The organism is Streptomyces flaveus (genome assembly GCF_014647675.1).
Classification (GTDB): domain Bacteria; phylum Actinomycetota; class Actinomycetes; order Streptomycetales; family Streptomycetaceae; genus Streptomyces; species Streptomyces flaveus.
Map to the genome: position 1 here is coordinate 321,969 of NZ_BMPQ01000001.1, position 24,634 is coordinate 346,602.

Sequence of the window (24,634 nt, forward strand, 5' to 3'; positions counted from 1 at the left end):
TTGGGTGGCCCTGTTCACGGGCGGGTGCAGCGGCCCGTCGGGTTGGCGGCCGGTGGGCGGCACTGGAAGACGGAGTCTGCGGAGTTCTTGCTCAGGTAGCGGCCCAGGCAGGTGTTCGCGGTGGTGCGGCCTCGTTCGCGGCAGAAGGTCAGGGCGGCGCGGCCGTTGGCGAAGGGGCCCGGGGCGTAGATGACCCAGAAGCCGGGGCGCAGGGAGGCGAAGTTGTCGCTGCGGACATAGACGGCCCCGGGGACGGACTGGCGGATCCGGGCGAGCCGTTGGTCTCTCGCGGCCGTGCCGGCGCTGACTGGCTCGGAGTAGAGCTGGGCGATCCAGCGGTCGCCTTTGGGGGCGGCGGGTGGGACGGCCGGGCTGGCCGTCTGCTTCGTCGGAGTCGGTGTCGGGGTCGGTGTCGGAGTCGGAGTCGGGGTCTGTACGGGGGTCGGCTGCTGGTTCGGCTCCGGACTCTGGCGCGGCTGCTGCGTGGCCGGAGTGGAGGACGTACCGCCGCGGGCCTCGTTGCTGTTCCGATCGCCGAGCGTGAGGGCGAGGGCCGTGGCGGCGGTGACCGCGAGAGCGACCGCGATGACCGCGATGACGATCGGCGCACGGCTGCGCGCGCCGCCGGGCGCGTGGTCGGGGCGGGGGTGCGGCGTCGTCGGGCGGGGCGTGTCCAGCTGGGTGAGCGGGTGCGGCACCGGGGCCGGCGGTGCCGTCGTCGTCGGCTGCGCCCAGTGCGGGGTCGCGCCGTGCTCCACCTGCGCGAGCATCGCGTCAAGGCGTGCCGCGTCGGGGCGGGCCGCCGGGTCCCGTACCAGCAGCGCCTGGAGTACGGGCGCGAGGGGGCCGGAACGCACCGGCGGCTGTACCGGGTCGTCGAGCACTGCGGCCAGGGTGGCGAGCGTGGTCGCGCGGCGCAGCGGGCTGACGCCCTCGACGCAGACGTACAGCACGAGGCCCAGGGACCACAGGTCGGACGCCGGGTCGTCGTTGCTGCCGCGGATCCGCTCGGGGGCGATGTACTCGGGGGAGCCGATGAGTTCGCCGGTGGCCGTCAGGGAGGTCGAGCCCTGGAGGGCCGCGATGCCGAAGTCGGTGAGCACGGCGGTGCCGTCGGGGCGCAGGAGGATGTTGGCGGGCTTGACGTCGCGGTGCTGGATGCCCGCCGCGTCCGCGGCCCGCAGGGCGGCGAGCACCTGACGGCCGATGTGGGCGGCCTCCGCGGGGAGCAACGGGCCGTCGTCCAGCCGCTCCTGGAGGGAGACGCCGCTCACCAGCTCCATCACGAGCCAGGGGTGCGGGTCGTGGTCCACGATGTGGTGGATGGTCACCACGTTCGGATGGCTGATCCGGGCCAGTGCCCGCGCCTCCCGCAGTACCCGCTCCCGCAGGGCGTCCGACGTCGCCGCGTCCGCCCGTACGGCCTTGAGGGCGACCTCCCGGTGCAGCACGCTGTCGCGCGCCCGCCACACCGTCCCCATCCCGCCGCTCCCGAGCCGGTCGATCAACTCGAAGCGGCCGTCGATCATGTCCCCCGGTACGTTCATGGGCGACAGGTTAGAGGAGTGAGGGGAGGGGTCGCCGGGCGGGCCGAGGCCCACCCCGGCCCCGTACCCGTCAGGTCAGTCCGTTGGAGGACAGCCAGGTCTTGGCCACCTCCAGCGGGTCCTTTTTGTCGTTCTGCACCTCGCCGTTGAGACTGACCAGGGTTTTCGTGTCGAGCTTCTCCGATACGGCGTTGAGCGCGGAAACGCCCTCTGCCGGGAGATCGCTCTTGTATGCCAACGGAGTTACGTTCTGGAAGCCGAAGAGGTTCTTCGGGTCCTGAAGGATGAGGAACTTGTTCTGTTCGATACCGGGGTCGGTCGTGAAGATGTTCCCGGCCTGAATGTTGTTGCCCTTGAGCGCCGCCGCCGTCAGCGGACCGCCCGCGTCCAGCGCCTTGAAGGACTTGAATTCGAGCCCGTAGTCCTCCTTCAGGCCCGGCAGCCCGTGGTGCCGGGTCTGGAACTCCGGCGAACCACCGATGGCCAGCTCAGGCGCCAATTCGGCGAGGTCGGCGAGCGTCGACTTCTCCGTCAGCTTGTACTTCTTGGCCGTGGCCTCGTTGACCGCGACGGCGTCCTTGTCCTGGGCCTCCGAAGACTCCAACAGCGTGAGCTTGGAATCGAGTTCGGACGCGATGGCCTTGTTGGTCTCCTCAGACGACGTCGGGTTCGCGTCCTTGTTCAGGTAGGACAGCAGCGCCCCGTTGTACTCGGGCAGCACCGTGATCGTGCCGTTCTTGATCAGACCGTAGGTCGTTTCGCGGCTGCCGATGTTCAGCTTGTAACTGACCTTGATGCCCTTGGACTTGAGGGCTTCGCCGTAGATGTCCGCGAGCAGGATGCTCTCGGGGAAGTTGTTGGAACCGACCACGACGGTCCCGCCCTTGGCTTCATCCTCCTGCAGGGGGTCGGAGCTGCTGGAGGAGTCGTCGGAGGAACCACAGCCCGCCAGCGCGGCCGTGGCCACGACCAGCAGGGAAACGGCATACGTTGCGGATTTTCTGGTGCTTCGTGCGAAGGTCACGTTCGTCATCCAGACTTGGCGGGGGCGGTGGTGCAGTCGGTGCAGCCGTAGTTGCGGCGTCGCGACGATCCAAGCGAGCCAGGTCATGGACCGTCAAGACACGAATTGATCACCGATGGACACCGGACGGCTTCGTCCCGTGTGCGCAACGGGGCCAATATACGAGCGAACCCGGCGTATCCCCGTGCCAGTTTTTGTTTGATCATGGCCGTACTCTTACGGCAGCCGCTAATGTTGGCCGCGTCGGGGGTCCTGTTCCACCTGGTTCCACTTGTCTGTCGAAGCGCGCTGTCGCGACCCTGCAACCCATGAGTTTCGGACAGCGGGTTTCCCATGTGATGCAAGAAGCAAGGAGGTTCGGTGCCCGCGCACAGAAAGGTTGCCCGGGAACAATCACCTGCTGCGCCCCGCACCGGCCCGACGCCTCCCCTCCTGGACCGCTGGCCCTTCCGGCGCAAACTCAACGTTCTGGTGATCGTTCCGCTTGCGGTCGTCTCGGCGATGCTCGCCTACGTCGTCTACTCCCAGGTCGACCAGGCCCGCTCCGCCGCCTCCACCGCCCAACTCGTGCGCGACAGTGCGCAGGTGACCCGGCTGATCGACAGTGTGCAGACCGAGCACCGGCAGGCCCTGCTCATCTCCCTGCGCTATGAGGCCGCCGGCCCCGAGGAAGGACCGCCCAACGCCTCCGCGTATCTCCAGGCGCAGCAGAAGGTCAACTCCCAGATAGAGACGGTCCGGAAGACCTACGGGGACCGGCTGCCGGAGGGCGAAGTCCAGGCGCTGAAGGAACTGGAGGGCCTGGACAGCCTCAGGCAGACCGTGGAGCGGGGGCCCATCCCCGCCGACAACATCGACCCCGCATACGGATCGGTGATCGAGGGCCTGATCAGCGGACTCGGGCTCGGTGAGTCGGGTATCGAGTCCTCCTCGTCCGCGGGCAACCTGCTCGACGCGCTCCTGCGGGCCGACACCGCCCACGCGTCCTTCGAGACCAGCGTGTTCGCCGCCCGGACCCGGGACCCGAACGCGCTCATCCAGTTCACCGCCGCCGTCGGCGACCTGGAGCAGTACAACCACCAGTCGGAGCGGTTCACCCGGTTCGCCAGCCAGGAGCAGGGCGCGGAACTGGCCGGGATCGAGCAGAGCCCGTACCAGAGCGTCATCGCCCAGCACTATGTCTCGCTCCAGGTCGACCCCGGCGCACTGGTCGCCGAGAACGCGACCCAGCTGCGTACGGCCCTCGGCGAGGCGCTGAAGGCCGAGCCCACCTACGAGCGGCAGGCACAGAACCGGCTGAAGATCACCCAGTCGCTCATCGACCAGATCGCCGCCGACACCCAGTCCGCGTCCAATACCGCCTGGTGGCAGGTGGCCTGGCTGGTCGCCGGCACACTGCTCGCCTTCGTGGCCTGGCTGCTGTTCTCCGTGCTGGTGCGCCGCTCCGTGGTGCGGACCGTGCGGACCCTGACCGGTGCGGCCCAGCACGTGGCCGCCGCGGCCGAGACGGAGCTGGCCCGGGTCGCGGACGACGACGCCGACGACGCGAGCCCGCCGCGTCTGGAAGCCGTACCCGTGCCCGTACGCGACGAGCTCGGTGAACTCGCCGAATCCTTCAACCAGGTTCAGGTCACCGCGAGTGCCCTGCTGGAGCGCCAGGTCGTCAGCCGCCGCAACATCGCCGAGATGTTCGGCAACGTCGGCCGCCGCGTCAGCAACCTCACAGCACGTCAACTCGCCCTGATCGACTCGGTGGAGCGCGGCGAGACCGACCCCCAGGTACTGGACCGGCTCTACCGCATCGACCACATCGCCGTACGTCTCCAGCGCAACGCCGACAGCCTGATGCTGCTCGCCGGAATCCGGGAGACGGGCCTGAACACCGGGCCGATGCGGCTGAGCAACATCGTCCGTGCCGCGCTCGGCCAGATCGAGGGCTATCAGCGGGTCGCTCCGCACGCCGAGGGCGATGTCACCGTCGCCCCCGACATCGTCGGCGATCTGACGCTGATGCTCGCCGAACTCCTGGAGAACGCGGTGACGTTCTCCCCCGCGCACACCAGCGTCGAGGTGGTCCTGCGGCCCCGGCACGGCTCCGGCGGCGCCCTGGTCGAGATCATCGACCACGGTCTCGGGATGAGCGAGGAGCGGCTGGCCGAGGAGAACGCCCGGCTGATCCGCCGGGAACGGCTCGACCTGGCGCCGACGGAGGTCCTCGGCCTGTTCGTGGTCGGCGGTCTGTCCCGGCGCTGGGGCATCGAGGTGGTGCTCTCCCGCACCCCGGGCGGCGGTGTCACCGTCACCGTCGCGGTTCCCCCGGCCCATCTGCTGTCCGCCGACCCGACGGCGCCCGCGGCACAGCCCGCGCAGATCCTGCCGCCCGCCCGCCGCAACGGCCCGGCCGAGCCGCGTCCCGCGATGGTGGAGGCGGCGCCCGGCCGCTCGTCCCTGCCCCGCCGGATCCCCGCGCGTACACAAACGGAGCAGGCCCCGCCCCGCTCCCCCGTCCAGCCCCTGTCCCCCGGCCACGCGCGCCGCCTGGAAGCCACGGCGGAGAGCGGGCGCGAACAGGCCCAGGCCCGGGGCCACACCCCGTACAGCCCCGGCACTCCCCCGCTGCCCAGAAGGGGCGCCCCCTCACCAAGGCCCGCACCCGGTACGGGAGTCGGCGCCCACGAGGCGGCCGGACGCGGCGGCGGAAACGACAGCGGATCCTCCAGTACGGCCCCGCCGAGGCCCGACGCTCCCGGGCCGCTGCGGCGCCGGGTGCGCGGGGCGACCCTGGGGGCCACCACCGCCTCGAGCCGCCAGCCCAAGCGGGCGCCCGTCAGGCAGCGGCCGTCCGCCTGGCAGCCCGCCGACCCGGAGGCGACACGGTCCGAGCTCGACGAGTTCGAGGCCGCCGTCCAGCGGGCCCAGCGCGAGGCCGCGGCCGAGCCCCGGCCCGGCACGACGCACAGACCTGCAGACCCTAGACCTACAGATCCCCATTCCCGGAAGGCATGAGCAAGTGACGATGTGGACAGGTGGACCGCAATCCGGGGCCATGGAGCCGCGGACGGACATGAAGGCCGCCGCCGCCGATTTCAACTGGCTGCTCAACCGCTTCGCCACCGAGACCGCCGGGGTCGTCGACGTGATCGGTGTCTCCTCCGACGGTCTGCTGATCGCGGTGTCGCAACTGCGCGGACAGGCGGACTCGGAACGGCTGGCGGCGATCGTCTCCGGCATCACCAGCCTCGCCATGGGAGCGTCGGGCAACTACGGACTCGGTGGCCTGAACAAGGTCATCATCGACCTCGAGGGCGGGCACGTCCTGGTGTCGGCGCTCGGCGCGGGCGCGGTGCTCGGCGTGGTCGCGTCCAAGGAGGCGAAGCTCGGCAACATCGCGTACGAGATGACCCTCTTCGCCAATCGCGCCGGTGCCGCGCTGAGCCCGCAGCTGGTCATGGAGCTGAAGAACACCGTGGGGATCGCGCCGGCCGGCGACGGACGGTGAGGACCGGGGGCGTCGCCTGACCATGACGCCCGCAAGGTGAAGGGGGAACGTGATGACGGCCGGTGAACCACCAGCCGCCGACGACGTCGTGTGGGGGCCGGAGCCTCCCGCGCCGCTCGTGAGGCCGTTCCTGCTGACGGCGGGGCGGATCGCCGGCGGCGACAGTCTCGTACCACCGATTCCGATCGAGACACAGGTGATCGCGACCGACGTGGGGCTGGCCACGCTGGACGCCTTCGCCTTCGACCAGCACCGCGACATCATCATGATCTGCCGCCAGCCGCAGTCGCTGGCGGAGATCGCGGCGAAGCTGCGGATGCACCTCAATGTGATCCGGGTGCTCGCCGACGATCTGCGCTCGGACGGTCAACTGGCCTTGTACGTACCGCAGAACGGTTCCGCCCGCGACACCTCTGTACTGCGAAGGGTTATCGATGGTCTTCGAGACATCCCCGACTCCCGGGGCCGGGTCCGTGAACGATGAGGCCCAGGGGACCCAGCCACCGCTGCCGGTGAAGATGGTGATCGCGGGCGGCTTCGGCGTGGGCAAGACCACCACGGTGGGCGCCATCTCCGAGATCGAGCCGCTGACCACCGAGGCGTCCATCACCTCGGTCGCGGCCGGTGTCGACGACCTCTCGCACACCCCGGAGAAGATGACGACCACCGTCGCCATGGACTTCGGCTGCGTCACGCTCGACCCGACGCTGAAGCTCTATCTGTTCGGCACCCCCGGCCAGGAGCGCTTCGGGTTCATGTGGGACGACCTGGTGGACGGCGCGCTGGGCGGGCTCGTCATCGTCGACACCCGCCGCCTCGACGACTGCTACGCGGCCGTCGACTACTTCGAGCACCGGCAGATCCCCTTCGCGGTCGCCGTCAACGCCTTCGACGGCAAGGTCGAGCACGACCTGAACGACGTACGGTGGGCCCTCGACGTCGCCGACCACGTCCCGCTCACCGTGTTCGACGCCCGTGAACGCGGCTCGGTCCGGGACGCGTTGCTCGTGGTCCTGGAACACGCCCTGGCCACCGCCGAGCGGCGGTGACCAGGCGGGCGTCAGGACCGGGGATCAAGCCCGGGGGTCAGACTGCCCCGTGCCTGCGCACTCCTGGGGATACCGCCGTCCGGCCCACGGCCCAGAACACCACGAGGACGAACAGGGCGAGGACGGCGGTGAGGGTGGCGCCGCCGACCACCTTCTCGTAGTCCCGCTGGTAGAGGCCGTCCACGATGTACCGGCCGACGCCGCCCAGAGAGACGTACGCCGCGATCGTCGCCGTGGACACGATCTGGATCGCCGCCGAACGCAGCCCGCTGAGGATCAGCGGCAGCGCGGCCGGCACCTCGACCTGGAACAGGATCCCCGCCTGTGACATGCCCATTCCGCGGGCGGCGTCGACGGGCGAGGGATCCACGGTGCGCACCGCCTCATAGGTGGTGATGAGGATCGGCGGGATCGCCAGCACCACCAGCGGGATCATCACGGGCAGCACGCTCAGCCCGAGCCAGACGAACATCAGCACCAGCAGCCCGAACGTCGGCAGGGCGCGGGCCGCCGCCGCCACGAACGCCATCGCGTTGCCGCCGCGGCCGGTGTGCCCGGTGATCAGCCCGATCGGCAGGCCGATGGCCGCCGCGATCGCGAGCGCCGCGGCGGAGTACTGGAGGTGCTCCCACATGCGCTGCGGGATGCCGTCGTAGCCGCTCCAGTGGGCGCTGTCGCTGAAGAAGGACTCGATGAAGTTCAGTACGTTCACGAGGCGCGCTCCGGTGCGCGGGCGGTGCCCGCCGTTGTGGACGTGTCCGGCGCCGTGGGGCCTGCGGCGGTACGCAGGGCCGTGCGCCTGGCCTTGCTGTCGGAGGGCGGCATCCAGGGGGTGAGCAGCCGGCGCGCGAGGACGAGCAGGGCGTCGACCAGCACGGCGAGTACGGCGGTGGTGACCACCGAGTTCAGGGCCAGGACGGGGCGCTGGTAGAGCAGCGCGGTGGTCAGCAGATTGCCCAGGGCGCCCTGGTTGCCGATAAGCGCGCCGACGCTGACCAGGCTGATGCTGGAGGCGGCGGCCACCCGCAGTCCGGCGATGATCGCGGGTACGGCGATGGGCAGTTGGACCTGGAGATAGCGGCGTACGAGGCCGATGCCCATGGCCTGGGCGGCGGCGTTCGTCTCCTCGGGAACCGACCGGATGCCGTCGACGACCGACGGGACGAGGACGACCAGGCTGTACAGGCACAGCGGGATCATCACCGTGAGCTTGCTCAGCCCGGTGTAGTCGATGAGCACCACGAAGAAGGCCAGCGACGGGATCGCGTAGATCACCGTGGTGGTCCACAGGACCGGCGGGTAGAGCCAGCGGACGCGGACGCACAGCAGGCCGATCGGCAGCGACAGCAGGAAGCCGACGAGCACCGGGATCAGGGCCTCTTGCAGGTGCGTGGAGATCAGGCCGAGATAGCTGCTCTGGAGGTCGCTCGGGATGTCGAAGAAGCCGTTCATCGCGTGGCCTTCACCGGGGGCGGGTCCTGCGGGTACTCCGTGCCCTGAGGCGATGTGGCGGCGTGCCGCTGCCTGGCGGCGCGGATCGCCGCGGCGATCGTCTCCTGACCGGCGATCCCCAGCACCCGTCCCGACCCGTCCACGGCGACCGCGTGACCGGTGGGCGACAACACCGCCCGGTCCAGGGCGACCCGCAGGGAGTCCCGGCCGACCTCGAAGCTCTGCCCGTACGGCGTCAGGGTCCCGGCGTCGCCGTTCCAGGCCGCGGGGTCGGTCCAGCCGAGGGGCTTGCCGTCGATGCCGGTGACGAGAACCGGCTGGGCATCGGCGGGTCGAGCGCTCGTCGCCCGGGCGATCCGCTGCCGGTCGGCGTCGATCGGGAAGACCCGGGAACGGTCGAGTTCCAGGTCGCGCGTGGACAGGAACGACAGTCCGCGGATGCCCCGGTCACCGCCCAGGAACTCCTCCACGAACTCGTCGGCGGGCGACGACAACAGCTCGTCGGGCGCCGCGAACTGGGCGAGTCGGCCGCCCTTGCGCAGCACGGCGATCCGGTCGCCGATCGTGATGGCCTCGTCCATGTCGTGCGTGACGAACACGATCGCCTTGCCGAGCTCGCCCTGAATGCGCAGCAACTCCTCCTGCAGACCCCGGCGGACGACCGGGTCGACCGCGGAGAACGGCTCGTCCATCAGCAGGATCGGCGGGTCCGCGGCCAGCGCGCGGGCCACACCGACCCGCTGCTGCTGGCCGCCGGAGAGCTGGTACGGGTAGCGGCGGGCCATGTCCTTGTCGAGGCCGACCCGTTCCATCAGCTCGGCCGCCCGGGCGCGGGCACGCTGCTTGGACCAGCCCAGCAGCCGCGGCACCGTGGCGATGTTGTCGAGGATGGTGCGGTGCTGGAAGAGCCCGGCGTTCTGGATGACGTAACCCATGGAACGGCGCAGGGCGTTGACCGGCTGACGCTGAACGTCCTGGCCGTCGACCCGGATCGTGCCGCTGCTGGGCTCGATCATGCGGTTGATCATGCGCAGCGTGGTGGTCTTGCCGCACCCCGAGGGCCCGACGAGCACGGTGATGGAGTGGTTCGGAATCTGGAGGGACAGGCGATCGACGGCCACCGTGCCGTCGGCATATCGCTTGCTGACATCTTCGATGGCTATCAAGCGTCGAAACCCTTCGGGAACGGCATGGCCCGTACGTGGCGCGATCACGTGCACGAGGGTGCGAAGTCTAGCCAGTCGGTGGCTGTCTGCGATCGGGCCGGGGCCTGTTGGTGCCACTCTGCTACCCGGGTGTGATCACCACGGTTACCGTGCGGTTTCGTGCGGCTGTGTCGTACGGGGCGTCCTGCTGGTCCGCGCTGGTGGTGGTGAACGCCGTGAGGGGTTTGCCGCTGGCGGCGCTGAGTTCGCGGGCGGCCACGAGGGCGCGCCACAGGGCGAGGACGGAGCCGCCGCTGCGGGGGGCGCCGGGGACGGTGGCGGCGTGGCCGTGGATCTCGATGCGCGCCTGTCGTCCGGCCAGGCGGTCGCCGAGGACGGCGAGTCGGTCGGCGCCGGCCGGGGTGAGCCGGTCACCCTCGGCGAACAGGCCCTCGGTGAAGGCAACTTCCACGGAGTTCCCGCGTACGACGGGGCGCAGGCCCGGGGCCCGCAGCTCTCGGGCCAGGGCGTCGGCAGCGTCGGCCTTGCGGGCGCTCTCGCGTGCCCGCTGCCGTGCCAGATCCGCCTCGTGATCGGCTGCGATGCGCTGGGCGATCCGTTCCGCCTCGGCCTGTTCCGCCTGTTCCGCCTGTTGGGCCGGTGCGGCGCTGTGCCCTGCCGGTTGACGGTCGGCGGTGGCGTCGGTGAGCGCGAACGTTCCCGCCGTGACGGCGGCCACCACGCACACCGCGGCGGCCAGTGCCGTACGGGTACGGTTCCGGGCGAGCGCCGCCCGTGGACCACCGCGGCCGAGCCGGGCGATCCGCGCGAGCCCGGCCGCTGCCGCCGGATCCCCCGGGTGCCGCTCCTGTACGCGTCGCCAGTGCGCCGCCGCCTCGGGCAGCTCGCCCCGCTGGGCGTGCACGCGGGCCAGCAGATCGAGTACGTCCCGGTGGCCGCCGACGGCGGGATCGTCGGCGGAGCGCAACAGCCGCAGAGCTTCGTCCAGTTCACCGGAGCGGGCCGCCGCCCGGGCGCGCGAGACGAGGAGCCCGACCCGGAGGGGGCTCACGGCAGAGGCCGTATCGCCGGAGTCCGTGCTTCCTGGGTCCGTACGTCCGGACGCTGCGCCTCCGGACGCGGGGCCTCCGGAGGAGGTGTCTCCGGACGCCGTACGACCTGACCGCGCACCGTCGGCTGCCGGGATTCGGGATGTGGTGGTCACCGTCAACTCCTCGTTCTCATCCGCTACTTGACCCCGCCGGTCTTCCGGTCGACCGCGTCCGCGCCGCCCGGCGGCAGCAGCTGGCGCAGCCGATTGTTGACCTGGGCGAGGGCCTCGCGGTCTCCCGCGGCGACGGCCCTGCGACCCTCGAAGATCGCGGCGTCCGCCTGGCCCGGCGGGTACATCTCGTCGCGCGCCTCGACCAGCGAGGTGAACACCAGGAATTCCCAGGAGTCGCTGCGGCGCAGCAGCTCGACGTGGAAGGCCGCGGCCTTCTTGATGAGCCGCTTCAGGTCCGCCGGAGTGGCCTCGTCCCCGAGCGAACTGGCACGGTCGCGCAGCTTCTGCAGCTCCCGCCGGTCGGACGGTCCGCCGCCGACCTGCTCGATGTTGGTCTCGCAGGTGCTCAGCAGATCCCACAACTCGCGCTGCAGCTCGGGGATCTGGATCGACTCCTCGATGTCGTCGAGCTGGGCCTCCAGATCGCGGATGCGGCGGTCGCTTGTGACGGCCGCACCCGTGTCGACGGCGGCGGCGTCCACCTCCTTGCGCAACTGGGGAAGGGTGTTCTGCTCGGTGAGGTCCTCCAGTTCCGTCCGGGCCTGGTCCGCGTACACCTCGTCGGCCTGTTCGCGCAGGTCGAGTGCCCGCTGCTCCAACTCGCGCAAACGGTCGACCAACTCGGGGTGCTGGGGCGGCAGCAGCTCGGAGCGGTTGATCGTCGCCTCGAACTCCTGCTGTACGAGGGGGATGTAGGCGGTGACGAGGACCTCCCGGTTCGAGGCCTGGATCTCGAAGGTCACCTCGACCTCGCTCTCCGCGGGCAGGTCGATCCGGACGTCCCTGGGGCGGATCTCCAGCAGCCCGACCCGGGTGTTGCGGTCGGCGCGCCTGCGTTCCCCCTCCAACAGCGGGATACGGATGACGGCGTCGGGTTCGGAACGGCGCAGCGGGATGGTCGTCCGGTAGGTCTTCGTGACCATCGCCGGCAGCGCTGTGCCCTTGCGGAGCAACGGGTCGAACGTACCGTCGGCCGCTCCGATGCCGTTCGCCCTCCCGATGCCGAGGGTGCCGGTCAGCACCGCGTCGCCCGGCACGACGGCCGCGTGGCCGATGGACAGGGTGTCCCCGGTCAGCTTCTGCCGGGTGCCGGAGTCGTCCGTGAGCTCCACGGTGAAGCGGGACCTGGTGCCCGCGTCGATGGCCACCTCGGTGTAGAAGGAGCCGTCCGGGCTGAGTCCGGTGCGGGGCCCGCGGAAGGGCGGCTGCCCTTCCGGGTTGCTCAGGGTGACGGCGTACCGCGTCCAGTCCACCGTGCTGCCGCTGCCGAGCCGGCCGGAGACGGGGATTCCGGTGGTGTCGACGGACTGCGCGGGGTAGTTGAGGTCCACCGTGAACTCGCCCGGCGCGGCCTGCCGTTGCTTCTTCGGCAACCGGACCGAACGGGCGAAGACCGCGGCGCCGCGCGCCACCACCGTGGTGGCGTCCTGGCTGTGGTCGAGCTGGATGCCGGGCCCGTCCACCGGGTCGGCCAGCAGATCGCGCAGCCCCGGGCTGAGCGTGGCCCCGCCGACCAGCAGCAGCCGGTCGATGTGGTCGGGGCGCAGCGAACTCTGGGCCAGGGCGTCCCGGCAGAGCCGTACGGCGCGGGTGTAGAACGGCAGCGCCAGGTCGTCGAGGGCGCCCCGGGTCAGGGTGAACTCGAACGGCTCGGTGCCGCCACTGCCGTCCTCCAGGTCGGCGTAGATCTCGACCGAGGGCTTGCGGGACAGCTCGATCTTGGCGTTCTCCGCCGCCAGCTTGAGCCTGGCAAAGTTCTTGAGCCAGCGCTGCTGGTTGCTCCGGGTGAAGTCGGTGAGACCGAGGTCGCGTCGCACCGCCGGGGCCAGCAGGTCGTCGACCACAGCCCAGTCGATGAGCTTCCCGCCGAGATACGGATCGCCCGCGTGCTGGATCAGCTGGAGCTCGCCGTCGCGCTTGCTCATCACGGCCGCGTCGAAGGTGCCGCCGCCGAAGTCGAACACCATCCAGCGGGCGGAGTCCGAGGCGTCCTGCACGCCGTACGCGATCGCCGCGGCGGTCGGCTCCTGGACCAGGGGGCAGTGCTCGCCGAGCCCGGCCAGGGCCGCGGCGGCGGACGTGGCGTTGTTCTGGTTCATCGCGAAGGAGGCGGGGACGGTGATCACCGCCGCCTCCGGCTGGTACCCGTACTCGTGCGCCGCGTCCTGGCGCAGCGACTTGAGCACCTCGGCGGAGAGCTGCTCGGGGGTGAGCGAGACTCCGGCGCGGCCGAACCGGCGGTGGGCGCCGGCGGCCCCCATCTCCAGCTTGAACTCGGCGTAGGCGTTCTCCGGGTCGTCCTCCGTGCGCTCCCGGGCCCGCCTGCCCACGTGGATCACGCCCTCCTTGGGCATCCACACGGCGGACGGTGTGCAGTCCCAGCCGTCGTTGTTCTTGATGACCCGTACGCCGTCGTCCTCCGCCACCGCGATGGCGCTGTTCGTGGTGCCGAGGTCGATGCCGAAGTCGATCGTTTCACGCACTGCCGTGGCCTCCTTGGTCGTTGGCGTCGGGGTCGCCCGCGTGGTGGTCGCCCGCGTGGTCCGTCACGGGCGGGGCGTCTTCGGGTGCGGGCCTGCCGACGATGACCTGGCCCATCTGGATCCGTTCGCCGCGGAAGTAGACGGAGGGCCGTACGGTCTCCAGCACCACCTCGCGGGTCAGTCCCGGCTGTTCCTCGAACACCAGGACCTCCAGGGACAGCCCGGAGTCGAAGGGCGCGCCGTCGTGCTCCTGGATCTCAAGGCCGTCGTCGGCGAGCGCCTGGCGGCTCGCGTGGACCTGTCGGCGCACCTGCCGCAGCTCGGCCGCCGAGAGCGGTCCCGCCCCCTGGTCGAGCTTGCGCAGGGCGCGCCAGATACCGAGGGCGGCACCGAGCAGGGCGTCGCTTCCGGCACCGTCCGGGGTGTCCGGGGTTACCGCGGCCTGCTCCGCGAGGGTCTCGGCGGCTTCGACCTCGGCGAGTACGGTCGCCGCCCAGTCGGCCTGGGCGGGATCGAGGAAGGGCGGGGGTACGCGGAACTCGGCCGGGTGCTTCAACTGGCCGAGTGCGGTGCGTAGTTCACGTACGCGGCGGCTGGCGTGAGGGCTCATCCCATTCTCCTTGTGCCTGTGCGGGTCACATCCCGGACAGATAGCCGAACGCGACCAAGAGGCCGAGCGCGGCGACAATTGCCCCCGCCGGTCCCCAGATGAGCCCCGCCATGACCACCAGGAATGCGTAGACGCCGAGACCGAGCTTCTTCCGCGGGGACGACTTGGCGACCGCCCGCCGCCCGGAGCGCGTGAACTGCTCGTAGATCACGTCCCAGTTCGCCTTGATCCCCGCCACGTCGCGTTCCGGGGCGATCTCGTACGCCTTCTCCGCGAGCTCGACCACCGTCTTGCGCTGTTCGGCACTCGGTGGTTTCAAGCGGTGGTACTCCAGGAGCGCGACCGCCAGATTGTTCAGCGCGACGGCGACGGCGTGCGCGGTCTCCTCGTAACGCCACTCCGGGATGAACGCCCGGAAGGGCTCGAGCCCCTCGAATTCAGGGAGGACCTTCTCCCGCATGATGTCGACGGCGTCCCCGTACATCTGGGCGTTCATCTTGTCCCTCGCGGACAGCCGGCCCTCGTGGATCTTCTCGATCGCCGCCTCCACCCTCTCCTCGAACACCTCGGGGAGCAGCTCCGAGAAGGGAGCGTGCTCCGCCCAGCCCGCACACACCCGGGCCAGCCGTGGCCCGACGCCGGGGCGGTCGGCGAGTTCCGTGAAGGGGGACGCGATCAGCCGGGGCAGCCCGTCCAGGAAGTCGTACGCCGAGTGCTCGGTGAGCCTCGGGTCGTCAAGTGCCCTGATCCGGTGGGCGATGTGCCGCCGGAACTCCGGGCGCTCCAGCAGCTCCGACCAGTGGACTGCCGCCCCACTCCACAGCCGGTCCCGCTCGTCCGTGGCGGCCTCGACGCGTCCGGCCTCCGCCTCCAGCGCCAGAGCGTGGAAACGCACCGCTTCGTCGTGGCCCTCGTGCACCGCCGCGGGGCAGCCGCAGCCGAAGTCCGTGTCCCCCCACCGCCACAGAAGCTCGTCCACCAGCCGCCGCCGCGGGTCCTGGAACTCCTCGAAGGCGATACGGACCTCGTCCTTGCGGTGCCCTCCCACCAGGGGCGAGTCCGCGTCGCCCGGCCAGGTCTCCTCGACCGCGAGGCGGGCCTCCAGACGCTGCCGGTGACTGCGTACCGCACGGCCCTGTGCATCGGCCGGCAGTCCGGTGACGGCGAAGATGTTCCTGCGGTACAGCCGCACTCCGGCCAGGTCCGCAAAGCGGGACAGGTCGCTGGTGCCGCGTACGGCGACGTCCGGCTGCCGCGCCCCGCCGCTTGCCATGTCCTCGTGCATGCGTCCCCTCCGCGTCGGGCCGTTCGTGTGCCGTGTGATGGGCCGTGTCATGTGCCGCTCCGCTGCTCGGGACCCTCGGGCGGGGCCTGCGGATACACGTACAGCCGGTAGCCGATGGTCGGGACGGTCTCCAGGATCCGGGGATGCGCCGGGTCGGGCTCGATGCGGCGGCGGACGGCGCGGACCACGCCCGCGAGGTCCGTCCTGTCGTAGCCGCGGCCCGGCGGCCACTCCTCCCGGGGCTTCCAGAGCGCGGTGATCAGCTCGTCGTGGTCGCAGGCCACCGCCTCGGCGGTCACTGCCTCGGCGCCCGATGCTTCAGTGACCGGCAGACCGCTGCCGCGCGACACCATGTGCCGCAGAAGCTGGTGTCCCTTGGGCCGCAGTCCCTCGACGAGGGTCTCCTTGCCGCCCTCGACCCGGTACACCCGGCTGCCCACCGCGTCGTAACGGATACCGGGGCGAGCCTCCTCCTGCCCCCGTGTCTCCTGGCCCGGCGTCTCCTGCCATACGGGCGCGGGGCGGGTCGCGTGCGCGTCGATGTACGTCAGCCGCCAGTAGAGGAGTTCCTCGTCGTCCATCATGTCGCCGAGGACCAGCAGGGTGTCACCGTGCTTCAGCAACTCCCGGCCGCGTACCGGCCGGACCTCGCTGCCCGGCACGTCCCGTTGCAGCAGCGTGCCGTTCCTGGCGTGGTCGGTGACCCACCACTGGCCGAGCTCCAGGTCCAGGATGCAGTGCAGCCGGCTGATCCAGCCCTGTGGATCGGGGGCGAGCACGATGTCCGGCTCGTGGTTCGGCGCGACGCGGCCGACCGTGTACTGGTCGCCGTCCAGTACGTATACGCGCTCCTTCCCCGCAGGAGAGGTCACCTTCAGCTTCGCCGGTCGCACGCCACGCTCACCTCCGCCCTCTCTTGCGGCTTTCGCGCCTGCCTTCCCGAGTCTGCGGACTGCGCAAGCGGCTGACCATGGAAGGGAGTTGGAATCCGGATGGACACAGGACGGTTCTACCCCCGGGGTCCCGGGACCCCTCCCGGAGCGGCAGGCTGGGGGCGCCCCCTGGTCCCGTACGAGATCTCCAAGGAGCCGATATGCCCGACGAACCCGCCGTACACGAACTCCGCCTGGTGGTCACGGCAGCCGACTACGACGCGGCGCTGCACTTCTACCGCGACGTCCTCGGCCTGACCGAGCGCGGCGCGTTCTCCTCCCCCGGCGGACGAGTCACCATTCTCGACGCCGGCCGGGCCACGCTGGAGCTGACGGACCCGAACCACGCCGCCTTCATCGACGAGGTCGAGGTCGGGCAGCGCGTCGCCGGCCACATCCGGGTCGCCTTCCAGGTCGACGACTCCGCCACCACCACCGCGCAGCTGGCCGCCGCCGGCGCCCAGGTACTCGCCGAACCGACCCGCACCCCCTGGAACTCCCTGAACTCCCGGCTCGAGGCCCCGGCCGCCCTCCAGCTGACCCTCTTCACCGAGCTCGACGATTAGGCGGTGGGGTGGTTGGGCGCGGGAGGCTGGGGTCGGGTGGTCTCAGGCTCACGTCGCCGAGCTCACTCCGACCCGCTGTCCGACCTCGCGGTGGTTCGCGCCGACGGGTCGACCCCGCCTCCGCTCAGTCCCGCGTCGGCTTCTTCTTGTGGACGAGGAGCAGCGCGGTGGCGCCGATCACGAGCAGGGCGATCCCGATTTCGGCTATCACCGGGGTGGCGCTGGAGCTGCCGGTCTCGGCGAGGTCGGTGCCTCCGGTGGAGGTGCCGCCGACCGTGGCCGGGCTCGGTTCGCTCAGCGTCTGTGTGGTCTCACCGCCCGCGCTGCTCTGCGTCTGACAGTCGAGGACACCCTTGAACCGCTTCTCGTAGCCGTTCGGCCCTCTGATCGTGAAGTCGTACGCCTGGTCCTCCTGGAGCGGGATCGTCACCGTCTGCGACGTGCCCGCCTCGATGGTGTGCTCGGCCCCCATCAGCTCGAAGGTGAACGGCTCGTCCCCCGCGTTGGCCGCCGTGATGTCCACGGCTCCCTTCGCGCAGTTCTTCTCGGCCGACAGCGCGGGTATCGCGCCCTCCTCGGCCCAGTTCGCGGTCGCCGTCGCGGAGACCGTCGACTCGCTGGAGCCCGCGAGGATCTGCGTCTGGCTTCTGTTCTCGGAGGCGAAGGCCCGGCCGACCGGCACCGTGGTCGAGGCCTGCACCGTCAGTGCGGCCGAGCCGTCCGCGGCATCCTCGGGCACGTCGAAGAACAGCCGGCTGCCGTCGACCGCGGAGGTGATGTCCCGGCCGTCCTTGTCGACGACCTTCACCCCGCTCGTCGCGTCGGCGGGCGGCGTCACCCGCACGCTGTCCGCGTTGGTGTGGACCGTGACGGGGCCGAGCAACTCACCGGCGCGCCCGGAGACCGCCGACGGCCCCAGGGTCAGTGAGGCCTCGGGCTCCGTGACGTTCCGCGCGCTCTTGTGCAGGTAGTCGGCGAGCTTTTCCGCCTTCGGGTTCACCGCGTCCACGTCGACACCGTCCGAGTACCGCCAGATCGCCACCTGCGTCCCGGCCGCCGCGTCCTCCTCGGTGAGACCACTCGCGCCGGCCCGCTCGGCCAGTGCCGAGAGGTCGTTCACCTGCGGGTAGGAGTTCTGCAGGATCCAACGGATCCTGCCCGCGTCCGGGTTGCCGCTCAGTGACGTACCGCTCCAGGGCGTCTCCTGGTACTTGGCGGCCATCTGCGTCGGGTGGTCGATGTCGACGCAGTAGGTCTGCAGGGTGCCGCCGTTGTCGACGGACATCTCGAACAGCCCCGCGGGCACCTGCCGGTCCTCGCCGTCGTCGTGGACGACGGCGAGCCCGGACGTCTTCAGGCCACCGATGGTGGCGGTCGCACCGCCCTGGCTCTGCGGGATCTCGTCGGCGGCAGCCGAACCCGCGGTGGCCATCGCGCTCACCACGACGAGCCCGGACACCAGCGTCGCCGCCGCGAGGCGGGCAGCACCTCGCCCGCGTACGGACAACGCAGAGAACGAAGAAAGCACAGAATTCCCTTCGAGCAGGACCCGTTGACGTGGGGGGTGCGGTCCCACCAGCAGAATCAGTAGCCCCGAGAGCTATGCCCGGCATCCTAGATACGAGGCGCACCACGCTCCCCAGGCATCCCATCGGATAACCGATCCGACTCGGAATTGTTATCGCCAAGATCGCATCCAAGCCGGGCTTGTCGATAAATCCACGAGGGCTGTTAGGGACGCATCAGCTGATAAGCCGCACTTCGACCGGCCTACCTGACGTCACGTCACCAATACTGGTTCGCCCTGCTGTTGGGCAGCCACGGTCGGCCGGCTTCCCAGCTCCGTTTCCCAGCCGGGCTCCGGCCGGGACGGCGCGGACAACGCCAACTCCCCCTTGTTCGCCCGCCGGAACGCCGAGCTGCCGCGCGACAGATCGTGGCCGACCGAGGTCGCCTCGATGTCGGCGTACGTCCATGTCTTGCCGTCGCGTTGATCGGTGCGGACCTTCAACCTGCCCTGGACGAGCACCGGATCGCCCAGCGTCACGGACGCCTGCACATTGGTCGCGAGCGCCCGCTTGGCCCATACCGTGAAGAAATTGGTGTGCCCGTCCATCCACGCGTTCTTCTCGCGGTCCCAGTACCGCTGCGTCACCGCCAGCCGGAACCTCGCCGACGCCCCCGCCGCCGTCTCCCGGTACACCGGCTGCGTGGCGACGTTCCCCACCGCACACACCGTCATCTCGTTCATGGCCGAAGCCCTCCCATGTCCACACGCGTACGGGCCCGTCCCGTACGGCTGCGTCTGTCGCGACGATCGCGCTGTGATCGCCGCCGTCCCAGACTGCCTCCGCCGGCCCGAGCCCGCTGAGCGCTGTGGGCTACCGCCCGGTTGTGGACAACCCCGTCACCCGATCGGGGTTCCGGCCCCCGTGACTCGCACGTACTGCTCCCGTACCTCCCGGTATCGCAGCAACTCCGCCGCCACCGGATCCAGCACCCGCGCCCGACCGCACGCCGCGGCCGCCTCCCGCAATCGCCGTTCCGCCTCCTGCCCGTACCGTCGTGCCGGCCCGCGTACCGCCAGCTTGCAGGCCCACTCGATGCCAGGACCGCCGACGATGCCGATCACCATCAGCAGCACCGGCACCCCGAGATTCGGTGACATGAAGCCGATGATCTGCCCCAGCAGCCAGAGTCCGCCGATGACTTGGAGGACGGTCATGGACGCCTGCGCCAGCACCGCCACCGGCCACCAGCCGGGCCGCGGCGGTCGCCCGGCCGGAGTCCCGGCCCCTGCCGCCAGCTCGTCCAGCGCCTCGGGCAGCTCCTGCGATCCTCGTACGGCCGCTTCGCGCACCGCCTGCGCCCAGGGCCCTGGCAGTCCGGTGGACGCCTGCTCGGCCACCGTACGCACGGCCTGCTCCACGCGCTGGCGCGCGGTGGCCTCCTCCTCGGCGTGCGGCCGCACGGCCTGGCGCCCGGTCGGCGGTTCACGCAGGTCCTGGTACCAGCGCCACAGCCGCAACCAGGGTGTACCGCAGGCGCGGTTGGCGTGGCGGCACCAGGCGCGCTCGGCGGCCTCTCCTGCGGCCGTGGCGCCCACCGCGTCCGCGAGCCGGTCGGCGAACTCGTCGCGCGCCTCCTCGCTGAGCCCGGCCCACTGTCTGTTCGCGTAGACGGGCCACAGCCGCGCCGCCGCCGAGTCCAGGTCGGCGGAGATCCGGCGGGCCGCGGCGCCCCGTTCTGCCACGAAGTGGCCGAGCGCCTCGCGCAGTTCGCCGATGCCCTTCCCGGTGAGAGCGGACACCGCGAGCACATTCGCGCCCGGTTCGCCGTATTCGCCGAGCGCGATCCCGTCCTCGTCGAGCAATCGCCTGAGGTCGTCGAGGACCAGGTCGGCGGCCTCTCCGGGCAGTCGGTCGATCTGATTGAGCACGACGAAGGTGACCTCCGCGTGTCCCGCCATGGGCCGCAGATAGCGCTCATGCAGCACGGCGTCGGCGTACTTCTCCGGATCGACGACCCAGACGACCGCGTCGACAAGTTTCAGGATGCGGTCCACTTGCTCGCGGTGCTGGACGACCGCGGAGTCGTGGTCGGGCAGATCGACGAGGATGAGCCCGCGCAGCTGCGCCTCGGCCTCCGGGCTCTGCAACGGGCGCCGCCGCAGCCGTCCCGGGATGCCGAGCCGGTCGATGAGCGTCGCGGCGCCGTCGCTCCAGCTGCACGCGATGGGCGCGGCGGTGGTCGGCCTGCGTACTCCGGTCTCCGAAATGGCCACTCCGGCGAGCGCGTTGAAGAGCTGCGACTTGCCGCTGCCGGTGGCTCCGGCGATGGCGACGACGGTGTGCTGTCCGGAGAGCCGGCGTCGCGCCGCCGCCGCGTCGAGGACCCGCCCCGCCTCGGCGAGCGTCTTGCTGTCGAGCCGGGTCCGGGACAGGCCCACCAGTTCGCGCAGTGCGTCGAGACGAGACCGTAGCGTCCCGTCGTACACCAGAGGAGCCACGGGCGGCGACCAGGGCTCCCCGACCGGCTCCCGTACGACCTGTCCCTGTCCCTCGTCCGTCGCGGACACGCGCCGTGCGATCAGCCCGTCGTCCCAGAAGCCTCCGGAGTCCGTCTCTGTGCCTGCGCCTACGCCTGTGTCTGTGCCTGCGCCTGCGCCTGTGTCCGCGGACTCCATGGAATTCATCGACTCCATGGGCGCAAAGGGCTCCGTGGAAGCGGACTCCCCAGCACCCTCCACGCGCGCGTGCCCGTCGAAATCACCTGTCACCCGAGCGTCCTCCTGTACGGAATCGTCCTCCACGCGCGCGTGCTCACCGTCGCCGTCCCCAAGTCCCTCGTCGTCTGTGGTGTGGTCGGAGTGATCCCTGTGATCCGTGGCGGCGGTCATCGCGGTCACCTCTCCTTCTGCAGTACGGACAGCGCGGCGATGAGTCCGGCCTGGGGCTCCGGGCGTACGTCGAGGGCGTCGAGCGGGGCGAGCCGCCGCTCTCGTTCGGCGCGCAGCGTCTTGTCGACGTACTCCGTGAGCAGTCGCCCGCCCCGGTCGCGCAGCCGCAGAGCGCTGTGCGCGCTGATCCGTTCGGCCAGGCGCTCGCCCGCGGACCGCGCCCGTCGGCCACCCAGGAGCGAGGTGGCGACCAGCGCGGCCACCACCTCGGCGTCGGGCGCGGTGCTCTTGTCGAGGCGGCGTACCTCCTCCTCGGCGTACTCCTCGATGACCCGCCGCCAGCGCCGTACGGCGAGCCCGATCCGGTGCTCGGCGCTTTCCGCGCCCGGATCACGGTTCGTCAGGCCGGGGACGCCCGCGGCGGGTTCGCGGCGCCAGGCCTCGTCGACGCGCTCGTCGGCGGCGGCGACGGCGCACACCAGCAGCGCGGCCAGGCTCTCGACGAGCGCGTCGAGCAGTTCACCTGCGGTGCAGTCCAGTGGATAGCTGCGCCACCGCTTCAACGCGTCCCCGGCGAGCACCGCTCCGGCCTGCAAACGAGCCCGCACGCGCGCGTGCTCGCGGTCGTACGCCCTGTCGACGGCAGCGGTGAGATGCAGCGCGGCGGCGTGCTGCGCGGCCGCGGCATTGGCCAGTTCGGGCATCCGCGTATTCAGCGAGTCGAGCACCCCGCACGCCGTACGCGCCATCATCTGATACCGAGCCTCTGGATCCTGCACCTGATGCGTGAGCCAGGTCCGCAGCGGCGCCACGGCGGTGGCCGGAAGTAGCCCCCCACCCCAGGCGGATTCGGGCAACTCGGGCACGGTGAAGCGGGGTACGTCTCCGAGCCCCGCCTTGGTGAGCAGGGCGCCGTACTGCCGCGACACCTCGGCGACCACCTGGTGCGGCACGCGGTCGAGGACGGTGACGAGGCTGGCGTCATGCTCCTTGGCGGTACGCAGCAGATGCCAGGGCACGGCGTCGGCGTACCGCGCGGCCGTGGTGACCATGATCCATACATCGGCGGCGCAGATCAGCTCGGCGGCGAGGACACGGTTGTCGGCCACCAGGGAGTCGACGTCGGGTGCGTCGAGGAGTGCGAGCCCGTGCGGGAGGGTGTCGGCTGTTTCGATGCGCAGCACGCGCGCGCGGTGCCCGCTCGGCTGCGGCAGCTCGCCTCTGGGTTCCGGTTGTGGCCTCCATACGCGCGTGAGGTCGGGCAGTACGCGCATTCCGCTGAACCAGTGGTGGTCCTCCGGGTGGCACACCAGCACCGGAGTGCGCGTCGTGGGCCGCAGCACTCCCGCCTCGCTGACGCGGCGCCCCACAAGGGAGTTGACGAGAGTCGACTTTCCGGCTCCGGTGGAGCCCCCCACAACGGCGAGCAACGGCGCTTCGGGATCCCGCAACCTGGGCACCAGATAATCGTCGAGCTGTGCGAGCAGTTCATCGCGGTTGGCACGCGCGCGTGGCGCCCCCGCCAGGGGCAGCGGGAAGCGTGCGGCGGCGACACGATCGCGCAGGGCGGAGAGTGCGTCGAGCAACTGAGGCCGTACGTCCAAGGTCACCACATGCGAAGAATGCCCAATTTTGGAGGCTTTCTGAAGCATATGGCTATATCTGCGCGCCGATCGGACACACGGGGCGGAAGGGGCGACTGGGGCGCAGGCATAACGAGTACACAACACCAGGGGCGCGAGACGCCAAAAGCGATGCATGAATCGCACCTGCCTGCGATTATCAGGACCGCTTCACCGAACCTCCACATTGAGCCACGGAGGCGAAGCACCGGGGACCAGGGCAAGGGAGCCCTATCCTTGTCCCCGGCAAGGTCACGGATCCGCCCACACCCGGGCATCAGTGCCACCGGCCACCACACCTGGCCCCCGTAGCTCAGTGGATAGAGCAGGCGCCTTCTAAGCGCTTGGCCGCAGGTTCGAGTCCTGCCGGGGGCGCCCAACCTGCGGCTAGCCGTTTCATGGAGAGCCGCGGGTCAAGACCATGAGTAGACCCCGGTAGCGCGACAGGTCGTGTGCGCCTCGTGGGGCGCAGACGCCGAGGCCCTACCCATGTCACGGCAGGAATGCGCAGGTCAGCGGGTACACCAGCCCGAGCCGCAGGTTCGAGTCCTACGGTGACACGCGCAAAAGGGCTGGTTGTCGATGCCGCGTGCCCTACTGGGTGCCGATGTCGGGATGTTCGACGAGCCATCGGAGCGCGGCCCGGATCGCCTGGATCTGATAGCACTGAAGTACCCCGCCATCAGCTCCCTCCATGGCGAGGAACTGGCTCTGGACAGTCAGGGGACGCGTACGCTTGCGGCGCGGCTGGGATTTCTCCGGCGCCGCGGGCGGCCCTTCGGGGGCGTGCGGCGGTTCCTTCATGAAAAGCAGACTCCCGGCGCGTCGAAGGCCGGGCGCCGGAGTCCGCCGAACTCGACCGCAGTCACCCCGGCGGGGACTATCCTCGGCCACCGGGTCTGCGCCCTGCGCCGCTCTGCCACACTCGGTGGCGTGCCGACGAGGGCCGCCGCAAGCCGGGCGGCGGCAAGAAGCCCGTACGCCGTTCCCCGCGTCCCGAGCGGCTGTCGGACCGCGTCCTGCGGGAGGCCCGAGCGCGGAGAAGGCCCTGGCCGAACTCCACGACGAGGCCGCCGCGCAGGCGAGGACCAGCGGGCCCACCTTCGACAAACTCAGCAGCCTGCTTGCTGCGTCAGGCGAGATTCGCGAGGCTCAGGCCGAGTTGGGGCAGCAAGGCGATGAGGGCGGTGTTCTGTTCGTCGTTGCCGTCGGCGTCGAGGAGCCCTTCCTTGCGGCGTTCGATGGTCTTGATCTCTTCGTGGAGCCGTTCGGTCGGCGAGGATCGAGAGCGCGCTCCTGAAGAACCAGTGGACCGCGTTGACAAGGGTCTTCTCGCTACCCCCAGAGCCTTTGGGCACTGGTGGAACCAGTCGGCGTTGCGGTGACGGACGTCGTCGCGGTGGCGGACGAGGTAAGCGCTCGTGCGCGGGGTGCGGGGAACCAGATCCATTCGAAACACAGGGTTGAGCTTGTTGCCGCGCTTTTTGTGGGCCTTGCGGTTCCAGACCTGACAGCCGGTCGGCGGTGTCCCCGAAGTTGTGGCCCGCGGGTGACGGATGCGGCTGGTGGCCGACCTCCCTGGTGTCACCCGCGCCATCCGGCAGTACCGGCACGTCCCGGCTGTGTCCGGGCCGCTTTCCGCCGCACGGCGCAACCAAGATCCCCGGCCGAGTCCCGCCACCTATAGGGGCGAGATAGGCGGCGTCGGAATCCTCCGCTCGGAGCGTCACGCCGTT

21 protein-coding genes and 1 tRNA gene are annotated in these 24,634 nt (G+C 70.6%); 6 read left to right on the top strand and 16 right to left on the bottom strand.

The window, feature by feature from the left end:
- Window positions 1–14 precede the first annotated feature (14 nt).
- Entirely contained in the window at window positions 15–1,547 is a 1,533-nt protein-coding gene (locus IEZ21_RS01460; protein ID WP_189320053.1) for a serine/threonine-protein kinase, read from the bottom strand.
- 70 nt (window positions 1,548–1,617) lie between these two features.
- Window positions 1,618–2,580, bottom strand: a complete 963-nt coding sequence (locus IEZ21_RS01465) for an ABC transporter substrate-binding protein (protein ID WP_189320361.1) — start codon at window positions 2,578–2,580, stop codon at window positions 1,618–1,620.
- 351 nt (window positions 2,581–2,931) lie between these two features.
- On the opposite strand from IEZ21_RS01465, the gene IEZ21_RS01470 reads away from it, so the two are divergent.
- The 4 genes from IEZ21_RS01470 to IEZ21_RS01485 are packed head-to-tail and all read left to right on the top strand — an operon-like array spanning window position 2,932 to window position 7,119.
- Window positions 2,932–5,577, top strand: coding sequence for an ATP-binding protein (locus IEZ21_RS01470; RefSeq protein WP_246567193.1), 2,646 nt, complete (start codon window positions 2,932–2,934; stop codon window positions 5,575–5,577).
- Between the two features lie 58 nt (window positions 5,578–5,635).
- A complete protein-coding gene (locus IEZ21_RS01475) occupies window positions 5,636–6,070 on the top strand; it encodes a roadblock/LC7 domain-containing protein (protein WP_373302148.1) in 435 nt (144 codons plus the stop codon).
- 52 nt (window positions 6,071–6,122) lie between these two features.
- On the top strand, window positions 6,123–6,554 hold the full coding sequence (locus tag IEZ21_RS01480; protein ID WP_033325119.1) for a DUF742 domain-containing protein: 432 nt from the start codon (window positions 6,123–6,125) through the stop codon (window positions 6,552–6,554).
- Between the two features lie 34 nt (window positions 6,555–6,588).
- Window positions 6,589–7,119, top strand: a complete 531-nt coding sequence (locus IEZ21_RS01485) for a GTP-binding protein (protein ID WP_245685524.1) — start codon at window positions 6,589–6,591, stop codon at window positions 7,117–7,119.
- Window positions 7,120–7,156: 37 nt separating this feature from the next.
- Here IEZ21_RS01485 and IEZ21_RS01490 read toward each other — a convergent pair whose 3' ends face one another.
- The 8 genes from IEZ21_RS01490 to IEZ21_RS01525 all read right to left on the bottom strand — a co-directional run bounded on the left by IEZ21_RS01490 (window position 7,157) and on the right by IEZ21_RS01525 (window position 16,272).
- Complete coding sequence (locus tag IEZ21_RS01490; protein WP_189320054.1) at window positions 7,157–7,831, bottom strand: ABC transporter permease; 675 nt, start codon at window positions 7,829–7,831, stop codon at window positions 7,157–7,159.
- The gene (locus IEZ21_RS01495) at window positions 7,828–8,571 is read right to left on the bottom strand and encodes an ABC transporter permease (RefSeq protein ID WP_189320055.1); all 744 of its coding nucleotides are present in this window, start codon (window positions 8,569–8,571) and stop codon (window positions 7,828–7,830) included. Before IEZ21_RS01495 ends, IEZ21_RS01490 begins: the two co-directional genes overlap by 4 nt.
- On the bottom strand, window positions 8,568–9,737 hold the full coding sequence (locus IEZ21_RS01500; RefSeq protein WP_189320056.1) for an ABC transporter ATP-binding protein: 1,170 nt from the start codon (window positions 9,735–9,737) through the stop codon (window positions 8,568–8,570). The genes IEZ21_RS01495 and IEZ21_RS01500 overlap by 4 nt, the downstream gene beginning before the upstream one ends.
- Window positions 9,738–9,858: 121 nt before the next feature.
- Entirely contained in the window at window positions 9,859–10,788 is a 930-nt protein-coding gene (locus IEZ21_RS01505) for a tetratricopeptide repeat protein (RefSeq protein WP_189320057.1), read from the bottom strand.
- Window positions 10,789–10,964: 176 nt separating this feature from the next.
- Window positions 10,965–13,484: an Hsp70 family protein gene (locus tag IEZ21_RS01510; RefSeq protein ID WP_189320058.1), complete on the bottom strand. Its 2,520-nt coding sequence runs from the start codon at window positions 13,482–13,484 to the stop codon at window positions 10,965–10,967.
- A complete protein-coding gene (locus IEZ21_RS01515; protein ID WP_246567194.1) occupies window positions 13,477–14,094 on the bottom strand; it encodes a hypothetical protein in 618 nt (205 codons plus the stop codon). The genes IEZ21_RS01510 and IEZ21_RS01515 overlap by 8 nt, the downstream gene beginning before the upstream one ends.
- Window positions 14,095–14,119: 25 nt before the next feature.
- Window positions 14,120–15,379 (bottom strand): hypothetical protein, encoded by a 1,260-nt coding sequence (locus IEZ21_RS01520; RefSeq protein ID WP_189320059.1) that lies wholly within the window; start codon window positions 15,377–15,379, stop codon window positions 14,120–14,122.
- Window positions 15,380–15,426: 47 nt separating this feature from the next.
- Complete coding sequence (locus IEZ21_RS01525) at window positions 15,427–16,272, bottom strand: FHA domain-containing protein (protein ID WP_189320060.1); 846 nt, start codon at window positions 16,270–16,272, stop codon at window positions 15,427–15,429.
- A 200-nt stretch (window positions 16,273–16,472) separates the two neighbouring features.
- Here IEZ21_RS01525 and IEZ21_RS01530 point away from each other — a divergent pair, with 200 nt between their 5' ends.
- Entirely contained in the window at window positions 16,473–16,877 is a 405-nt protein-coding gene (locus tag IEZ21_RS01530; RefSeq protein ID WP_033325124.1) for a VOC family protein, read from the top strand.
- Between the two features lie 124 nt (window positions 16,878–17,001).
- Here the strand turns inward: IEZ21_RS01530 and IEZ21_RS01535 are convergent, their stop codons facing one another.
- From IEZ21_RS01535 to IEZ21_RS01550, 4 genes are all read right to left on the bottom strand, one after another.
- A complete protein-coding gene (locus IEZ21_RS01535; RefSeq protein ID WP_189320061.1) occupies window positions 17,002–18,405 on the bottom strand; it encodes a Cys-Gln thioester bond-forming surface protein in 1,404 nt (467 codons plus the stop codon).
- Between the two features lie 252 nt (window positions 18,406–18,657).
- Complete coding sequence (locus tag IEZ21_RS01540) at window positions 18,658–19,128, bottom strand: single-stranded DNA-binding protein (RefSeq protein ID WP_189320062.1); 471 nt, start codon at window positions 19,126–19,128, stop codon at window positions 18,658–18,660.
- A 156-nt stretch (window positions 19,129–19,284) separates the two neighbouring features.
- On the bottom strand, window positions 19,285–21,276 hold the full coding sequence (locus IEZ21_RS01545) for a YfjP family GTPase (RefSeq protein WP_189320063.1): 1,992 nt from the start codon (window positions 21,274–21,276) through the stop codon (window positions 19,285–19,287).
- A 5-nt stretch (window positions 21,277–21,281) separates the two neighbouring features.
- The gene (locus tag IEZ21_RS01550) at window positions 21,282–22,889 is read right to left on the bottom strand and encodes a dynamin family protein (RefSeq protein ID WP_189320064.1); all 1,608 of its coding nucleotides are present in this window, start codon (window positions 22,887–22,889) and stop codon (window positions 21,282–21,284) included.
- A 311-nt stretch (window positions 22,890–23,200) separates the two neighbouring features.
- On the opposite strand from IEZ21_RS01550, the gene IEZ21_RS01555 reads away from it, so the two are divergent.
- Window positions 23,201–23,273 (top strand) — tRNA-Arg (locus IEZ21_RS01555).
- Between the two features lie 219 nt (window positions 23,274–23,492).
- Here the strand turns inward: IEZ21_RS01555 and IEZ21_RS01560 are convergent.
- The gene (locus IEZ21_RS01560; protein WP_189320065.1) at window positions 23,493–23,702 is read right to left on the bottom strand and encodes a hypothetical protein; all 210 of its coding nucleotides are present in this window, start codon (window positions 23,700–23,702) and stop codon (window positions 23,493–23,495) included.
- Between the two features lie 328 nt (window positions 23,703–24,030).
- Window positions 24,031–24,222, bottom strand: coding sequence for a hypothetical protein (locus tag IEZ21_RS01565; protein WP_189320066.1), 192 nt, complete (start codon window positions 24,220–24,222; stop codon window positions 24,031–24,033).
- Window positions 24,223–24,634 lie beyond the last annotated feature (412 nt).